The sequence below is a fragment of the Thioalkalivibrio sp. ALE12 genome, from assembly GCF_000381105.1.
GTDB lineage: Bacteria > Pseudomonadota > Gammaproteobacteria > Ectothiorhodospirales > Ectothiorhodospiraceae > Thioalkalivibrio.
This window is the reverse complement of record NZ_KB905906.1, coordinates 141279-156302: the sequence shown is the minus strand read 5'-3', so window position 1 is coordinate 156302 and position 15024 is coordinate 141279. Positions and strand designations below refer to the sequence as shown.

Sequence of the window (15024 nt, the reverse complement as noted above, 5' to 3'; positions counted from 1 at the left end):
ACCCTGACGGGACTGGCCCCAGGCCGCTCCCGCCCCCAAACAAGAAATCGATCTGGAGGCCCTGATGAGTGACAACATCGAGTCCACCCTCACCGAGACGCGCCACTTCGCGCCGCCGGCGGAGTTCACCGCAAACGCCCGCCTGAAGCCGGCCGACCTGGAGGCCCTGCACCAGAAGGCCGAGGCCGACTACGAGGGCTTCTGGTGCGACCTCGCGCGCGAGCAGATCGACTGGCAGACCGAGTTCACCCAGGGCCTGGATGACTCCAACGCGCCGCACTACCAGTGGTTCGCCGACGGGCGCATGAACGTCTCCTACAACTGCATCGACCGGCATCTCGAGGTGCGCGGCAACAAGACCGCCCTGATCTTCGAGGCAGAGAACGGCGACACCCGCCACCTGACCTACCGCGATCTCTACAACGAGGTCGGCAAGCTGGCCAACGCCCTCAAGGGCATGGGCGTGGAGAAGGGCGACCGCGTCATCATCTACATGCCGATGAACGCCGAGGCCGTGATCGCCATGCAGGCCTGCGCGCGCATCGGCGCGATCCACTCGGTGGTGTTCGGCGGCTTCTCCGCGGACGCGCTGCGTGACCGCGTGGTGGATTCCGGCGCCAAGGTGGTCATCACCGCCGATGGCGGCGAGCGCGGCGGCAAGGTCGTCGGGCTCAAGGCCAATGTCGACAAGGCGCTCGATTCCAACGGCGGCGACGTCGAGAAGGTCGTGGTGTGCAAGCGCGCCGGCAACGACGTGACCATGCACGAAGGCCGCGACATCTGGTGGGAGGACGCGGTGGACGGCGAATCCGTCGACTGCGAGCCCGAGTGGGTGGAATCCGAGCATCCGCTGTTCCTGCTCTACACCTCCGGCTCCACCGGCAAGCCCAAGGGCATCCAGCACTCCAGCGCCGGCTACCTGCTGGGCGCGATCGTCACCAACCAGTGGGTGTTCGACCTGCAGGGCGACGATGTCTACTGGTGCACCGCGGATGTCGGCTGGATCACCGGCCACACCTACGTCGCCTACGGCCCGCTCGCCGTGGGTGCCACCCAGGTCGTCTACGAAGGCACGCCCACCGTCCCCGACGCCGGGCGCTGGTGGAAGATGTGCCAGGACCACGGCGTGACCGTGTTCTACACCGCCCCCACCGCGATCCGCGCGCTGATGAAGGCCGGCCCGGACCTGCCGAAACAGTACGACCTGTCCAAGCTGCGCCTGCTGGGCACGGTCGGCGAGCCGATCAACCCCGAGGCCTGGATGTGGTACTACACCACCGTCGGCCAGGAGCGCTGCCCCATCGTCGACACCTGGTGGCAGACCGAGACCGGCGCCAACATGATCGCCCCGATCCCCGGCGCGACCACGCTGGTTCCCGGCTCCTGCACGCAGGCCCTGCCCGGCGTCGCCGCCGACGTGGTCGACGAGCAGGGCAACAGCCTGGGCGCCGACCAGGGCGGCTATCTGGTCATCAAGAAGCCGTGGCCGCACATGCTGCGCACCGTCTGGGGCGACGACCAGCGCTACAAGGACACCTACTGGCCGAAGTTTGGCGGCAAGTACTATCTGGCCGGCGACTCCGCGCGCCGCGACTCCGAGGGCAACTTCTGGATCATGGGCCGCATCGACGACGTACTGAACGTCTCCGGCCACCGCATGGGCACCATGGAGGTCGAATCCGCCCTGGTCGCGCACAAGGCAGTGGCCGAGGCCGCCGTGGTCGGCCGCCCGCACGACGTGAAGGGCGAGGCCATCGTCGCCTTCGTGATCCTGCAGGGCGACCGCCTGACCGGCGACGAGGCCGACGCGATGATCAAGGAGCTGCGCAACTGGGTCGCCGACCAGATCGGCCCGATCGCCAAGCCGGACGACATCCGCTTCGCCGACGGCCTGCCCAAGACCCGCTCCGGCAAGATCATGCGCCGCCTGCTGCGCTCCATCGCCAAGGGCGAGGAGATCACCTCCGACACCTCCACGCTGGAAAACGAGGCCGTGATCCCGCAGCTCCAGGGCAAGGCCTGAACCAGAGGCCGGGGTATCGCACCCCGGCCCTCAACGCCCCCCGTAGGAGGCCAGCCCCCTGGCCGATAGGACGCCGGATCGGCCCCCATCGGCCAGAGGGCTGGCCTCCTACCATTCCGGGGTATCATTGGTCATCACAAGCCCTTACCCATATCGGCACACCCCAGGCCACCCTACCCACGAGCCCCCTCCCCGTCATTGCGAGGAGGCGAAGCCGACGTGGCAATCTCTGAACGCTGGCACGGCGGCCTTCGCACCCCCGGTGGTTCCGGATGGAGATTGCCACGTCGGCTCCGCCTCCTCGCAATGACAGGAAGGAGGGGTATCATTTGTTAACACGCCCTTGCCCGCACCCCTGCACGCAAACCCCCACGCAACCCCCAGGCCCGCCCGCGCATGAGCACCCACCATTCCAACGACCACAAGGACCCAACACAGGCCCCGCGCCTGCGCGTACTGCTGGGCGAGGTCACCGCGATGGGCCCGGGCAAGGCCATGCTGCTGGACGCCATTCGCGACAAGGGCTCAATCTCCGCGGCCGCGCGCAGTGTCGGCATGTCCTACCGCCGCGCCTGGGACCTGGTCGAGACCATGAACCAGAGCTTCCGCGAACCCGTGATCACCACCGCCAAGGGCGGCTCCGGCGGGGGCGGGGCGCAGATCACCGAATTCGGCGAGACCGTACTGGCGCGCTACCGCGACATGGAACGCAAGGCCTGCGAGGCCCTGCGCGACGAACTGCACGCCTTCGCCGACTTCCTCGCCGACGACCAGTAACCACCGCTCGAGCCTTGACGGCCCTCCCCCGGCCCCGCATCATTGCGCCAGTCGATATGCAAACTGAAATATAACGAACCGCATACCCCCAGCCTCACCGTCACTGCGAGGAGCACCGCGACGAAGCAGTCGCCGGACAAACCACCCGAGCCAACCGCAACCCGCACCCACAGGGAACCATCCCCAACATGCACCTGCGCGCCCTCATCCTGACCCTGCTCCTCCTGCTACCCGGCCTGGCCGCCGCCAACGGCCCGCTGACCATCGCCGCCGCCTCCGACCTGCGCTTTGCGCTGGACGAGATCCTGGACGCCTACCGCGAGGCGCACCCGGACGACGCGGTACGCGTCACCTACGGCTCCTCCGGGCGCATGACCACGCAGATAATGAACGGCGCCCCCTACGACGTCTTCTTCTCCGCCGACATCGCCTACCCGCAGAAGCTGCGCGCCGAGGGCCACGCGGTCACCGAGCCGGAGGTCTACGCCATTGGCCGCATCGTCCTGTGGAGCAACCGCATGGATGCCTCCGAGCTGACGCTGGAAGACCTGACGCGCGACAACATCCGCCGCGTGGCCATCGCCTCGCCCACCCACGCCCCCTACGGCGTGCGCGCGATGGAGGCGCTGCAGGCCGCCGGCGTCTGGGAGGAGCTGCAACCCAAGATCGTCAACGGCGACAACATCGCCCAGACCGCGCGCATGGTGCAGGCCGGGGGCGCGGACATCGGCATCATCGCGCTGTCGCTGGCCGAATTTCCCGATCTCGCCGAGCACCCGCACTACCTGATCGACGACGCGCTGCACGAACCCCTGACCCAGGGCTTCGTGATCACTCGGCGCGGAGAACACAACGAGACCGCGCACCGCTTCGCGGACTACATGAACGCCGACACCGCCCGCGAGATCATGCGTCGGTACGGCTTCGTGATGCCCGGCGACGACCTCGCCGAAAACCGCTCCGCCGAAGCCACCACGGCCACCCCGTAAGCACCCATGTTCGACCTGAGCCCCACGGACTGGATGGCGATCGAGGTCACCCTCAAGCTCGCGCTCTACACCACGCTGATCCTGCTGGTGATCGCCACGCCGATCGCCTGGTGGCTGGCCAACGGGCGCGGCTCCCCCGGCGTGCGCACCGCGGTGCAGGCCCTCGTCGCCCTGCCGCTGGTGCTGCCGCCCACCGTGCTGGGCTTCTACCTGCTGGTCCTGCTTGGCCCGGCCGGGCCGGTCGGCAGCACGCTGGAGAGCTGGGGCCTGAACCACCTGGCCTTTACCTTTCAGGGCATCCTGATCGGCTCGGTGATCTACTCCCTGCCGTTCGCGGTGCAGCCCCTGCAGCAGGCCTTCGCCAACCTCGGCCGCCGCCCGGTGGAGATCGCCGGCTCGCTGGGCGCCGGGCGCATCGACCGCTTCCTGACCGTGATCCTGCCGATGACCCGCGGCGGCTTCATCGTCGCCGCCACGCTCGCCTTCGCCCACACCCTCGGCGAGTTCGGCGTGATACTGATGCTGGGCGGCGCGATCCCCGGCGAGACCCAGGTGCTGTCCATCCTGATCTACGACCACGCCGAGGCGATGGACTTCGACTCCGCCCACCGTCTGTCCTTCGGGCTGCTGGTCTTCGCCTTCGCCGTGCTGTTCATCGTCTACGCGATCAACCGCCGCTTCGACACGGTGCGCCTGTGACCCGGCCCGAGCCCGACACGCTGCGCATAAAGGCCCGGCTGGAACGCCCCGGCTTCGCCCTGGACGTGGACACCGCCTTTCCGCTGGAGGGCGTCACCGCCCTGTTCGGCCGCTCCGGCTGCGGCAAGACCACGCTCTTGCGCATCATCGCCGGGCTGGAACACCCGCCCGGCGGCGAGGTGCACTTTCGCGATACCGCGTGGCAGTCCGGCAAGACCTTCGTCCCGCTGCACCGCCGCCGCGTCGGCCTCGTGTTCCAGGAATCCACCCTGCTCCCGCACCTGTCCGTGCGCGGCAACCTGCTCTACGGCTACAAGCGCACGCCGGAGCCCCTGCGCCGCCTGCACCTGGACGAGGTCGCCCGGCTACTCGGCATCGACGACCTGCTGGAGCGCCGCGCCGACCAGCTCTCCGGCGGCCAGCGCCAGCGCGTCGCCCTCGGCCGCGCCTTGCTCACAAGCCCCGACCTGCTGCTGCTCGACGAACCCCTGAACGCCCTGGACACCCAGACCAAACGCGAGATCATGCCCTTCCTCGCCCGCCTGTCCGAGGAGACCGGCATCCCCAGCCTGCTCGTCACCCACGCCCCCGACGAGGTCGAACGCCTCGCCACCCGCGTCGCCTTCATGCACGACGGCCAGCTCGAACGCCTGGAACCCCTGCGCGATGCGCTGGCCCGCGCCGACTCACCCCTGTTCCGCGACGAAGGCGCCGTCTCCGTCCTCCAGGGCGAACTCGGCCCGCCCGACGAACACGGCCTGCACCCCTTCGGCCCCCCGGACGCCCGCTATCGCGTCCCCGCCACCCCCGGCTCCACCAACGGCGCCGGACGACAGGCCCGCCTCCGCATCGACGCCCGCGACGTCTCCATCGCCCTGACTCCACCCCAGGACGTCTCCATCCTCAACATCATCCCCGTGACCATTGAGTCGCTGGATGAGGCGCCTGGGCACCATGGGCCAGCACGCGTACTTGCCGTGTGCCGGCAGGACGATGGGCAGACGTTGATGGCGGAGCTGACGCAGTTATCTACCGATCGCCTTGGTCTACAGCCCGGTGTTCGTGCCCACGCCCTCGTCAAGTCGGTAGCGTTTCTCGACTGAACGGCGCTCGCGTACGCCGCGAAACCGACCATCCACCGACCGGCTCGCACACCCACAACGCTCGTGCCAGAATCCAGCCAACTGCCATGCAATACGGCGCAGACCCAACCTACCACCTCCCGCAACCTATCCACGCCGCAACATATCCAGGATCCATCGTCGCGCATGCACCATAACCCGCTGAATACACGCCCATTCTGGCCGCCGCCTCATCCGGGATATATAGCGCGCACGTTCAACCAATATCCGTGCGCGCTATCTAATCACTGTTAGCTGGCAAGGTAATTCGAGCCTATGAGCAAAACTGAAAAAGAAACAACAACCCGGCGGATTACCCCTGAGCAGTACTCAGAGTACTTTCGAGGGAAGGAGGAGAAAGCTCTTGAGCGGGCGCAAGATATCCGCAAGTTTGAGATTGACCTTTACTGGAGAAGGGCCACCTACTTCTGGACGTTTATTGGCGCCACGTTCGCCGGATTTCTTGCTATACAAGCATCAGGAGCACAGAACAAACAGGATCTGTCTGTGATTCTATCCTGCCTAGGCGTGGTCTTCTCCTGTGCGTGGCTCTGTGTTAATCGGGGCAGCAAGTTCTGGCAAGAGAACTGGGAGAAGCACGTAGATATCTTGGAGAACGAAGTTACCGGTCCACTCTATAAGGTGGTTTTGTCTAGGAATCTGGATGATCTGGGGCACAGGGGTCAGACCTTGCCTTTTGCCTCCCTGCCACGACAGGGGCAAAAGGCAAGGCCTGACCCCTTAGGTGCGTGCTGCCACGACAGGGGCAAAAGGCAAGGCCTGACCCCTTAGGTGCGTGCTGGACGCCGTACAAAAGATGCGGTTCGATGGGCACAGAGAAAACGGGCAGCCAGCCGCGTAGCTGCAGAAAACGCGCGCTAACGGCTTAGGAACAAGAGCGGAAGACTAGGACACCCACGTTCCCTGCCGCGTTATGGCGAGGCCCCGCCGGGGCCGTGGCCATCTCCGAACGCGACCCCAGACGTCCGCCTCGATCAGCGCCAAGGACATCCACAGAGATCGCCACGGCGCTACGCGCCTCGCGATGACGGTGTTTGCTTCTCCGTCGTGATGAAACCTCAGAGGGGCGACGAAGACGAGGAGACCCATCGTTTCCGTTCCGCAACGTGCGGTCAGCGCCCGGGGTTGCTTGCGGCCGGGTACCCAGGCTGTATGCTCGGGCGCTCCGCAAACACTGTCAGCGAGAACCACCGCCATGGGTACGCCTGCCAACCCGCCGCATCCGGAACAGCCCGAAGGGCCGAGCCAAGCCGATCAGGACGGCTTTGCCGCATTTGAACGGGGCGACTATCGGACCGCCGGGGAGCTCTGGGCGGCCAGTGCCGAGGCCGGCTCGGCCTGGGGCCAGTTGGGGATGGGGATTCTGTATGCCGACGGCCTGGGGCTGGAGGCCGATGCCGAGCGTGCGCGCGGGTACTGGGAACAGGCCGCGGCGCAGGGACTGAGCGATGCCAGCTTTAACCTGGGGGTGATGGCGGAGAAGGCCGACCCGGCCGATACCGAGGCGGCCCGACACTGGTACGGGCACGCGGCCGAGGCGGGTCACGTCGTGGCGCAGAACAACCTGGCCGTGCTGCTGCAGAACGCGGGCGACGAGGCCGCCGCCACCGAGGCCGTCCAGTGGTGGAAACGCGCCGCGGAGCACGGCGACCCCGACGCCCTGAACAGTCTCGGTGTCGCGCATCAGCAAGGCAGCGGATGCGCGCGCGATCGGGCCGCGGCAGCCGAGTACTACGCCCGGGCCGCTGAGGCGGGACACCGCGACGCGGCCTTCAACCTCGCCCTGGCCCTGGAACAGGGCGACGGTGTGGCAACGGACATGACCGGGGCCGCCCACTGGTATCGGCAAGCCGCCGAGGCCGGAGACCCGGACGCAGCCGCCCGCCTGGGCAACCTCTGCCGCGACGGCAACGGCACGCAGGAAGACCTGACGGCGGCGGCCCACTGGTATCGCGCCGCGGCCGAAGCCAGCCATCCCCAGGCCCAGGCGAACCTGGGTGTCCTCCTGGAACGGGGGCTTGGAGTGACTCAGGACGAGTCGGCCGCGGCCGCCTGGTACCTGGCCTCGGCGCGGCAGGGGCTGGCGCCGGCGCAGTACAACATGGGCATCGTACTCGCCGAGGGCCGTGGCGTGGAGGCCGACCTGCCGGGCGCCTGGGTCTGGTTCGCGCGCGCCGCCGATCAAGGCCACAAGCCGGCCGCGGAGGCCCGCGACTACGTCCACCAGCAGCTCACACCGGAGCAACGCCGCGAGGCCGAGGCGCGCAAGGCCGAGACCTCGCGCTAGTCGCCCCGGTCGGCCCGTGAAGGGGGTACCCACCTTGACCCTATCCAGCCTTCAGCTCGCGGCCTTGTCCGGGCTGTCCAGCCTCGTGCTGGAGTCCACGCCCGGAAAGAAGAGCCTGCGATACCGGCCCGGCGTGGTGCCCGTCAGCCGCCGGAACAGCTCACGGAAAAACGATACATCCTCGTATCCGACAGCAAAGCTGATCTCCTCGATGGACATCGTCGTAGTCTCGAGCAGGTGTTTGGCCCTTTCGATACGCAGGTTCTGCAGGTAATGCACCAGGGATACGCCGGTGGCCTGCTTGAAACGCCGCTTCAGGGTGCGTTCGGCCAGGCCGGATTCCTCGGTGAGCAAGCGGATCGCGGAGTGTTCGGCAAAATGCTGGCCCAGCCAGTCCTCGCACTGCCGCATTCGGGCGTCGGTATGGTCGGATTTCAGCACCAGCGGGGTATAAGGCCCCTGGCCTTCATCGTGCCACTTGAGTAGATACACCTTGGCGATGCGGATGGCCTCCACCGGGCCCAGATGGCGCGCGATGATATGCAAGGCCAGATCGTGCCAGGACGTGGTACCCCCGGCACTGACCATCCGCCCCGATGGGTCCGCCAGGACCAGATTGGGTTCGGGCAGGAATCGTACTTCCGGATAGTCGCGCCGGAACAGGTCCTGATACCCCCAGTGCGAGGTGGCGGCACACCCGGCCAACAGACCCGTTTCGGCCAGCATGATGGTGCCGGAACAGGCCGAGTAGATCGATTTCCCGCCCTCGTAACAGTCGCGAACCCAGCGCATCAGTTCCGGGTACCGGCCATGGAAGGATTCATCCGGGCCCAGCCACAGCTCGGGCAGGATCACGATGGACGCCTCCGGCTGGTCGCGAATCGCGCAATGCGGCTGCACCGGAATGTCGTTTCCGCACAGAAAAGGCTTGCGTTCGCGGGCGACGATGCGCACCCGAAACCCGGCCTGGCTGACGGGCTCATGGCGAAGGCGTTGCCAGAGATTCCCGGCGGCCGACAGCACGTCCACCATGCCGTACAGCGCGGAACCTGCGGTTTCGGGGACGGCAACGATCAGCACCTCGACAGGCATGTCCGAGCGGCTCATCTGCGTCCTCCGGTGGCACGAACGCCACGCTTCTGGCTCGTCTGCCGCTTATGCGGTCGATTCCCCGGTTATAGCCTAAAGCTGCGTCACCATCCGATGGCGCGCAATGGTCCCTTCTCAAACGGAGAACAGCCATGAACACGCAGAACACGATGAACGGCCTGAACGTGGATCAGATGACCACGACCGTGCAGGCCCTGCAGGACAACCGCGAACTCGCGCAGTTCGAGTTCCGCGCCCGCAACACCTGGATCAGCGGAGGCGAGAATCGATCGACCATCAAGGACTTCTATGGTGCGGGTGCCGAAGACGCCTCGCGGGATACCGGGTGGGAATTCACCAACGGGGAACCGCCGGTACTACTCGGCAAAAACGAGGGCGCCAACCCGGTTGAATACCTGCTCCATGCACTGGCGGGATGCGTGACCACGACGACCGTGCTGCACGCCACCGCCCGGGGTATTCGTATCCATTCGCTTTCGACCGAGCTGAAAGGAACGATCAATCTGGAAGGTCTTCTGGCGCTTAATGACGAGGTCCCTGCGGGCTACCAGGACATCGCCATCCAGATGCAGATCGACGCGGACTGCAGCGAGCAAGAACTGGACGACCTGCTCGGGTTTGCGCAGGACCACTCGCCGGTCTGCAACACGGTCTGCCGACCGGTCCCCGTCAGGATCGAACGGGTCTCTCATGCCGGGCGGTCGGCGGCCTGACGTCAGCGCCTGGGTGAACGCGCCCCTTGCAAGCGACCCGGTTTACAGGGTGACGGCGGCGCCAGCAGTACGCGCCGCCGTCTGCTGCGAAGGCCAAGGCTGGACCAGGGACGGTCCAGCGCTATAGCGAAGGCGCGAACGTGAGACCCATCTTCGCTCCCCACCGTTATTCGAGGCTGGCGCGATCCGCAGAATCAACGGGTCCGACCTTGCCTTTCGCTTCATGCCAACCCATTGAGGCTCTGGCCCCTGCTACATCCAGCACGGGCAGGAGCTTCGCCTGCAAGCAGGCTCCCACGGGCAACCGGGGGGGCAGACCTTGGCTCTTGTGCCCGCAACACGGGACGGGCAAAAGGCATGGTCTGACCCCTTCGGTACGGCCCCCTCGGTGCGCGCGTACGGAACCACTGCCGCAGTAGCGAAGGTGCGACGTGGTAACCGCAACATCCGCTCCCCCGCCGCAAGATTGTGGAAGCCACCCCGACCGGGCCAAGCCAGAATCCTGGATAAAGGCCGCGCGCACGCATCCCTGTGGCGGGGCCCATGACGGAGAAAAGGCTACGCCCGGCCCGCGGCCGGCCAAGCCATGGACCCCAGGAGGTGCCTCATGTACGACCACTCGATCCGGCCCACGGGAACGCTTCGCCGCCTGGCTGCATGGGCCGCCGCGCTCGCCCTGGCCGCCCCCTTGGCGAGCCTGGCGGCCGACGACGGCCAGGCCTTTATCTGGGCGCCGGACGCCCCCGATCTCGAATGGAACCCCTGCCCGGCCTTCATGCCCGACGACTGCCGCCTGGCCGTCCTCCAGGGCGACCCGGCCGAGCCCAACGCCGATGTGTTCTTCCTGCTGCCCGGCAACAGCACCGCGCCCCATCACTGGCACACCAGCGCCGAGCGCATGGTGCTGGTCCAGGGCGAGATGCAGGTGGACTATGACGATCAGGAACCGGTAGTGCTTCGGCCCGGGACCTACGCCTATGGCCCTGCGCGACTGGCGCATACCACCCACTGCATCTCGGACGAGGACTGCATCCTGTTCATCGCGTTCGAAGAACCGGTGGACGCGCACGAGACACACGGTCACTGAGGCCAGCCGATCCCTGCCATCCGGGCTTGACGCCCCGGGCTCGTTCCAACGGGCGGGCAGAACGACAAGCCTTTGCGCAATGCGCCGAGAGCCGGCGCATTGCCAGCAACGAGGCAGGGAGGCGAGTACGCGCCTTATTCGGTAGCGGCGTCGCGGGGCCACTCGCGAAAGCCTTCGCGAACCGAAAGGCAGCGGGTATACCCCAGGTCCCGCAGCAGTTCGGCGGCGCGCAGGCTGCGCCGGCCGCTGTTGCACAGGCACAGCAGGATCTGGTCCTGGGTGACGTGATGCCGGTTAATCAGGGAGATGAAGTGCTGGAAGTCGCGATCATCCGGCTCGTCCGCGTCCAGCAGCTCCTGCTCTTCCTCCGACAGGCCCCGACCCAGTAGCTGCTTCAGGCGGAACAGGGGCACCGGGACCGCCCCTTCCACCTCGCCCTCCAGTTCCAGCTCGAAGGGCTGACGGATATCCAGCAGCACCGCCAGACCAATATCCACCAGCTCGCGGGCCGCGTTGACGCTGATCTCCAGCTTTGGATCGTCCGTCTCGTTCACCATGCAGGCTCCTTTTGCGTCGGGGTTGTGAGGGCGCACGGGGTTCGCTTCAGCAGGCGCCCCTAGTTCCGATAGATTTCGCGAAACACCGCATGATTGCAAAAGGCCCGAAGCCCGACGCGCACGCGCGCTGGCCCTGCAGCGCCTCCACACACCAGTCCATGCCGCATGCATTGGGCCCCGTGGTTGTACGCGCCGGCCGAATCACCGGTCTCTCGCCTGCTCGAAGCGATTTTCGGGCACTATCGCAAGGGCAATCGCCCCCCCATGGAGGCCCCCTTGACCGACGAGACTACCGGTGGAACCGAAGGCACGCTTCCCCTGCAACGGCTGGCCGGCTGGGCGCTTCGCGGAATCGCCGCCCTGACGGGCCTCGGCGGACTGCTCGCCTCGCTGGCCTTCTGGATGCTGGCGCAGGAGACACCGGAGCTCCCGTGGCCGCTCGTCTCCCTGATCCTGCTGCAGATCCTGTTCGGGATAGCCGTGCTCGCCTGGGTCGCGTTGTTGTGGCGCCGCGCCCGGGCACTGGGAGCACTGGATACCCGGGACTATCCCGCCATCACCTGCGTTGTCGTCTGCATGCGGCTGGCGGGCGAATTGCTGGCAACCGGCGTGGTCCTGTTGGCGGTGGCCCTGTCGGTGATCTCCCTGACGGCCGCAGAACCCTTCGCGGGCGCAGCCGTAGCCGCATTCGGGCTGGAAGCGGAACAGATGGAAGCAATCGGCTGGGCACTGGCCGTGCTTGCAGCCCTCCTGTGGCCGCTGGCCGGGCTCTTTGCGGCCGGGATGATCCTGTTCGGGGCCTACCTGTTCGCCGACGCCATGATGGCCATGCTGGAGTACGTGCGCGATCTACGGCGGATCCGCGAGACACTGGCGTCGAGCCGCGACCGCGAGCGCGACCGCGACCCGGAATGAGACGGCGCCCGGGCCAGGACCACGGGCACCGATCCGACCAGCGTCCCGCCACCTTGAGGGACACTCGGCGCGGTTGATGTGGCTCAAGGTTTGGCGCGCGGGGCCGTTTAAGCTGTCATCAGGGCAATGCCGCCGCCGGTGGCGTCCGCTGCCATGCGCGCCAACAAGGCGCGGCGCCTGCCGGTAACACCGCAGCCGTCCGCGCACGACGCCCGCCCCCGGAATACCCGGGGCACGGACGCCTGCATGGATCGGCATTCCCCCGGCCCGGTACCTCGGGCTTACCCCTTCCAGGCCATACAAGGACCCGCCCATGAACCTCCGCTCGCTCTCCGTTCGATCCAAGCTGGTCATCACCATCGTGGTACCCGTGGCCGCGCTCCTGCTGCTGGCCGCCCTGGCGGCCCGCGGCACGGCCAATATCGAAGAAGGCGTGCAGAACATCTACCACGACCGGGTCGTGCCCCTGCAGCAGTTGAAGACCATCGCGGACAACTACGCGGTGCTGGTTATCGATGCCGTGAACAAGGCCGATGCCGGGCGCATGACCGCGGAAGAGGCCCTGGCCGACGTGCGCGAGGCGCGCACGGAGATCGCCACGATCTGGGAGGCCTACCTGGCCACGACGCTGACGCCCCGGGAACAGGAACTCGCCGATGGCGCCCGCTCCCTGTTCCGCGCGGCCAACGCCGACCTGGATCGCCTGGAGGCGGCGCTGGGCGGGATGTCCGGCAATGTGCAGGGCGAGCTCGACGCCTTCAACGGCCCGCTGTACGACAGCATCGACCCGATCAGCGACCAGATCACCGAGCTGGTCGACCTGCAGATCGAGGTCGCCGGCGCGGAGGCCGAACGGGTATCGGAGTTCTACACCCAGGTGCTGGTGCGCAGCGGCGCCCTGATGCTGGTGGTATTGATCGGGGTCGTGATTACCGGGGTGTGGACCTATCGCTCGGTAGCGCTCCCGATCGCGCACATGCGCCAGACGCTGGAGGGGATTGCTGGCGACCATGACCTGTCGCGCCGGGTGAATGTCACCGCGAACGACGAGATCGGTGCGACCGCGACCGCCCTGAACAGCATGCTCGACCAGTTCCAGGATTCCATCCGCGAGCTGCGTACCCTGACCGACCAGATGGCCTCGGCCGCCGAGCAGTTGTCCGCGGTCAGCGCGCAGACCGACGGCAACATCGACCAGCAGCGTTCGCAGACCGAGCAGGTCTCGACCGCGATGAACGAGATGGCCGCGACGGTTCAGGAGGTCGCGCGCAACGCCTCCGATGCCGCCTCCTCCAGCCAGGAAGCCGACCAGGAGTCCCGCTCGGGGGGCGAGGTCGTGCGTACGGTGGTCAGCGACATCGGCCGCCTGTCCGGCGAGGTCGCCACCATCGAAGAAACCGTGCGCAACCTGGACGAGAAGGGCCAGCAGATCGGCTCGGTGCTGGACGTGATCCGCGGGATCGCCGAGCAGACCAACCTGCTGGCCCTGAACGCGGCGATCGAGGCCGCCCGGGCCGGCGAACAGGGTCGTGGCTTTGCGGTGGTCGCCGACGAGGTCCGCACCCTCGCCTCGCGCACCCAGGACTCCACCGCCGACATCCAGGCGATGATCGAGGCCCTGCAGGCCGGTACCCGCAACGCGGTCACCGCGATGGGTCGCGGACGCGAGATGGCGGAGGCCACCAGCAACGATGCCGAGCGCGCCGGCCAGGCGCTGGAATCCATCGTCCAGGCCGTCGGCCGGATCAGCGACATGACCACGCAGATCGCCAGCGCCGCGGAAGAGCAGAACGCCGTGGCCGAGGAGATCAACCGCAACATCTACGCGATCAACGACATCACCGGCGACACCGCCAATGGCTCGCGCCAGACCGCGACCGCCAGCCAGGAGGTCGCGGATATCGCCTCGCGCGTACGCGACCTGGCCTCCGCCTACCGCATCGCGTAACCCTCGCATTCTGGTCACCCGCGAGGCCCGCTCCAGGGCCCGCGGGCCTGCCCCTGCAGGCGTTCAGACATCGTCCGGACTATCTGGTCCCGCGACGAGACCAGGCCTTCGCCGACAACAGAATTTGTGTTCGGCGCACGGGGAACTCCCACGTTCCTCGAGGATCGCATTCTCCAGCCGCCCGGGTCACGTCGTCATTCGATGACGTTTTCATGACCGCTCTCACTGTAATCGCATTCTAGACGCATTCTTGTTGCAATACGTTTTAGAATCTGCTTATTTTCTACTCTTCCACTTTCGAAACGATCAGGAGACTCCATGCGAGCCATCAAGACACTAGCCGCTTCCGCCCTTATCGCCCTTGCCGGTGCAGGCGCGACCGCACAGGCGGACGAGCCCTCCAAGCTGTTCGTCAGTGTCACCTCGGCCGATGATCACACCCAGTTCATGTCCATGGTTCTGGCCAACCAAAGCATGCGTCAGGGTCAGGAAATCCGTGTGCTGCTGTGCGGTCCTGCCGCGAAGATGGCGACCGAAGACTTCGACGGCGCCACCATGCAGCCGGCAGACCGGAATGCGCAGCAACTGATGATGAACCTGCTCAACAACGGCGCGACCGTCGAGACCTGCGCCATCTTCCTGCCGAACACGGACTACACCGAGGCCGACCTGCTTGACGGCATTACGCCGGCCGATCCGGAAGAAGTCGGTGCCTACATGGCTGATCCGAACGTGCGTTTCTTCTCGAACTGATCACTCGCTGGTAGTGATGACGAG

13 protein-coding genes are annotated in these 15024 nt (G+C 66.8%); 11 read left to right on the top strand and 2 right to left on the bottom strand.

All coding sequences use genetic code 11. The annotated features are described in order from the left end of the window. The first annotated feature begins 64 nt into the window (after positions 1 to 64). The 6 genes from acs to F614_RS0104005 all read left to right on the top strand — a co-directional run bounded on the left by acs (position 65) and on the right by F614_RS0104005 (position 7917). The gene (gene acs, locus F614_RS0104030) at positions 65 to 2023 is read left to right on the top strand and encodes an acetate--CoA ligase (RefSeq protein WP_019558325.1); all 1959 of its coding nucleotides are present in this window, start codon (positions 65 to 67) and stop codon (positions 2021 to 2023) included. A 396-nt stretch (positions 2024 to 2419) separates the two neighbouring features. Next, complete coding sequence (locus F614_RS0104025) at positions 2420 to 2800, top strand: winged helix-turn-helix domain-containing protein (protein WP_019558324.1); 381 nt, start codon at positions 2420 to 2422, stop codon at positions 2798 to 2800. A gap of 188 nt (positions 2801 to 2988) precedes the next feature. Next, complete coding sequence (modA, locus tag F614_RS0104020) at positions 2989 to 3789, top strand: molybdate ABC transporter substrate-binding protein (protein WP_019558323.1); 801 nt, start codon at positions 2989 to 2991, stop codon at positions 3787 to 3789. 6 nt (positions 3790 to 3795) lie between these two features. Next, positions 3796 to 4488, top strand: coding sequence for a molybdate ABC transporter permease subunit (gene modB / locus F614_RS0104015; RefSeq protein WP_018876220.1), 693 nt, complete (start codon positions 3796 to 3798; stop codon positions 4486 to 4488). Next, positions 4485 to 5591 (top strand): molybdenum ABC transporter ATP-binding protein, encoded by a 1107-nt coding sequence (gene modC, locus F614_RS0104010; protein WP_019558322.1) that lies wholly within the window; start codon positions 4485 to 4487, stop codon positions 5589 to 5591. The genes modB and modC overlap by 4 nt, the downstream gene beginning before the upstream one ends. A gap of 1234 nt (positions 5592 to 6825) precedes the next feature. Beyond that, positions 6826 to 7917: a tetratricopeptide repeat protein gene (locus tag F614_RS0104005; RefSeq protein WP_019558321.1), complete on the top strand. Its 1092-nt coding sequence runs from the start codon at positions 6826 to 6828 to the stop codon at positions 7915 to 7917. A gap of 51 nt (positions 7918 to 7968) precedes the next feature. On the opposite strand, the gene F614_RS0104000 is transcribed toward F614_RS0104005, so the two are convergent. Then, positions 7969 to 9024, bottom strand: coding sequence for a GlxA family transcriptional regulator (locus tag F614_RS0104000; RefSeq protein WP_018866530.1), 1056 nt, complete (start codon positions 9022 to 9024; stop codon positions 7969 to 7971). A 134-nt stretch (positions 9025 to 9158) separates the two neighbouring features. Here F614_RS0104000 and F614_RS0103995 point away from each other — a divergent pair, with 134 nt between their 5' ends. Together F614_RS0103995 and F614_RS0103990 are read left to right on the top strand one after the other, a co-directional pair. Then, positions 9159 to 9740 carry an OsmC family protein gene (locus F614_RS0103995; protein ID WP_018866529.1) on the top strand — a complete coding sequence of 194 codons (582 nt, stop codon included), beginning with the start codon at positions 9159 to 9161 and terminating at the stop codon, positions 9738 to 9740. A gap of 607 nt (positions 9741 to 10347) precedes the next feature. Then, positions 10348 to 10827, top strand: coding sequence for a cupin domain-containing protein (locus F614_RS0103990; protein ID WP_018866528.1), 480 nt, complete (start codon positions 10348 to 10350; stop codon positions 10825 to 10827). A gap of 134 nt (positions 10828 to 10961) precedes the next feature. On the opposite strand, the gene F614_RS0103985 is transcribed toward F614_RS0103990, so the two are convergent. Beyond that, a complete protein-coding gene (locus F614_RS0103985) occupies positions 10962 to 11384 on the bottom strand; it encodes a rhodanese-like domain-containing protein (protein WP_018866527.1) in 423 nt (140 codons plus the stop codon). 276 nt (positions 11385 to 11660) lie between these two features. Between F614_RS0103985 and F614_RS0103980 the strand changes: the two genes are divergently transcribed. The 3 genes from F614_RS0103980 (at position 11661) to F614_RS0103970 (ending at position 15000) form a co-directional block, all read left to right on the top strand. Continuing rightward, a complete protein-coding gene (locus tag F614_RS0103980) occupies positions 11661 to 12299 on the top strand; it encodes a hypothetical protein (protein ID WP_019558320.1) in 639 nt (212 codons plus the stop codon). 313 nt (positions 12300 to 12612) lie between these two features. Beyond that, positions 12613 to 14247 carry a methyl-accepting chemotaxis protein gene (locus F614_RS0103975; RefSeq protein WP_019558319.1) on the top strand — a complete coding sequence of 545 codons (1635 nt, stop codon included), beginning with the start codon at positions 12613 to 12615 and terminating at the stop codon, positions 14245 to 14247. 318 nt (positions 14248 to 14565) lie between these two features. Then, positions 14566 to 15000, top strand: coding sequence for a DsrE family protein (locus F614_RS0103970; RefSeq protein ID WP_018876203.1), 435 nt, complete (start codon positions 14566 to 14568; stop codon positions 14998 to 15000). Positions 15001 to 15024: the final 24 nt, after the last annotated feature.

Excerpts from the sequence above, each read along its gene's own strand:
- F614_RS0104025 (WP_019558324.1), top strand. The coding sequence starts at position 2,420 with ATGAGCACCCACCATTCCAACGACCACAAGGACCCAACACAGGCCCCG.
- F614_RS0103995 (WP_018866529.1), top strand. The coding sequence starts at position 9,159 with ATGAACACGCAGAACACGATGAACGGCCTGAACGTGGATCAGATGACC.
- F614_RS0103970 (WP_018876203.1), top strand. The coding sequence starts at position 14,566 with ATGCGAGCCATCAAGACACTAGCCGCTTCCGCCCTTATCGCCCTTGCC.
- F614_RS0103990 (WP_018866528.1), top strand. The coding sequence starts at position 10,348 with ATGTACGACCACTCGATCCGGCCCACGGGAACGCTTCGCCGCCTGGCT.
- F614_RS0103985 (WP_018866527.1), bottom strand. The coding sequence starts at position 11,384 with ATGGTGAACGAGACGGACGATCCAAAGCTGGAGATCAGCGTCAACGCG.
- F614_RS0104000 (WP_018866530.1), bottom strand. The coding sequence starts at position 9,024 with ATGAGCCGCTCGGACATGCCTGTCGAGGTGCTGATCGTTGCCGTCCCC.
- modB (WP_018876220.1), top strand. The coding sequence starts at position 3,796 with ATGTTCGACCTGAGCCCCACGGACTGGATGGCGATCGAGGTCACCCTC.
- F614_RS0103975 (WP_019558319.1), top strand. The coding sequence starts at position 12,613 with ATGAACCTCCGCTCGCTCTCCGTTCGATCCAAGCTGGTCATCACCATC.
- modA (WP_019558323.1), top strand. The coding sequence starts at position 2,989 with ATGCACCTGCGCGCCCTCATCCTGACCCTGCTCCTCCTGCTACCCGGC.
- F614_RS0104005 (WP_019558321.1), top strand. The coding sequence starts at position 6,826 with ATGGGTACGCCTGCCAACCCGCCGCATCCGGAACAGCCCGAAGGGCCG.
- acs (WP_019558325.1), top strand. The coding sequence starts at position 65 with ATGAGTGACAACATCGAGTCCACCCTCACCGAGACGCGCCACTTCGCG.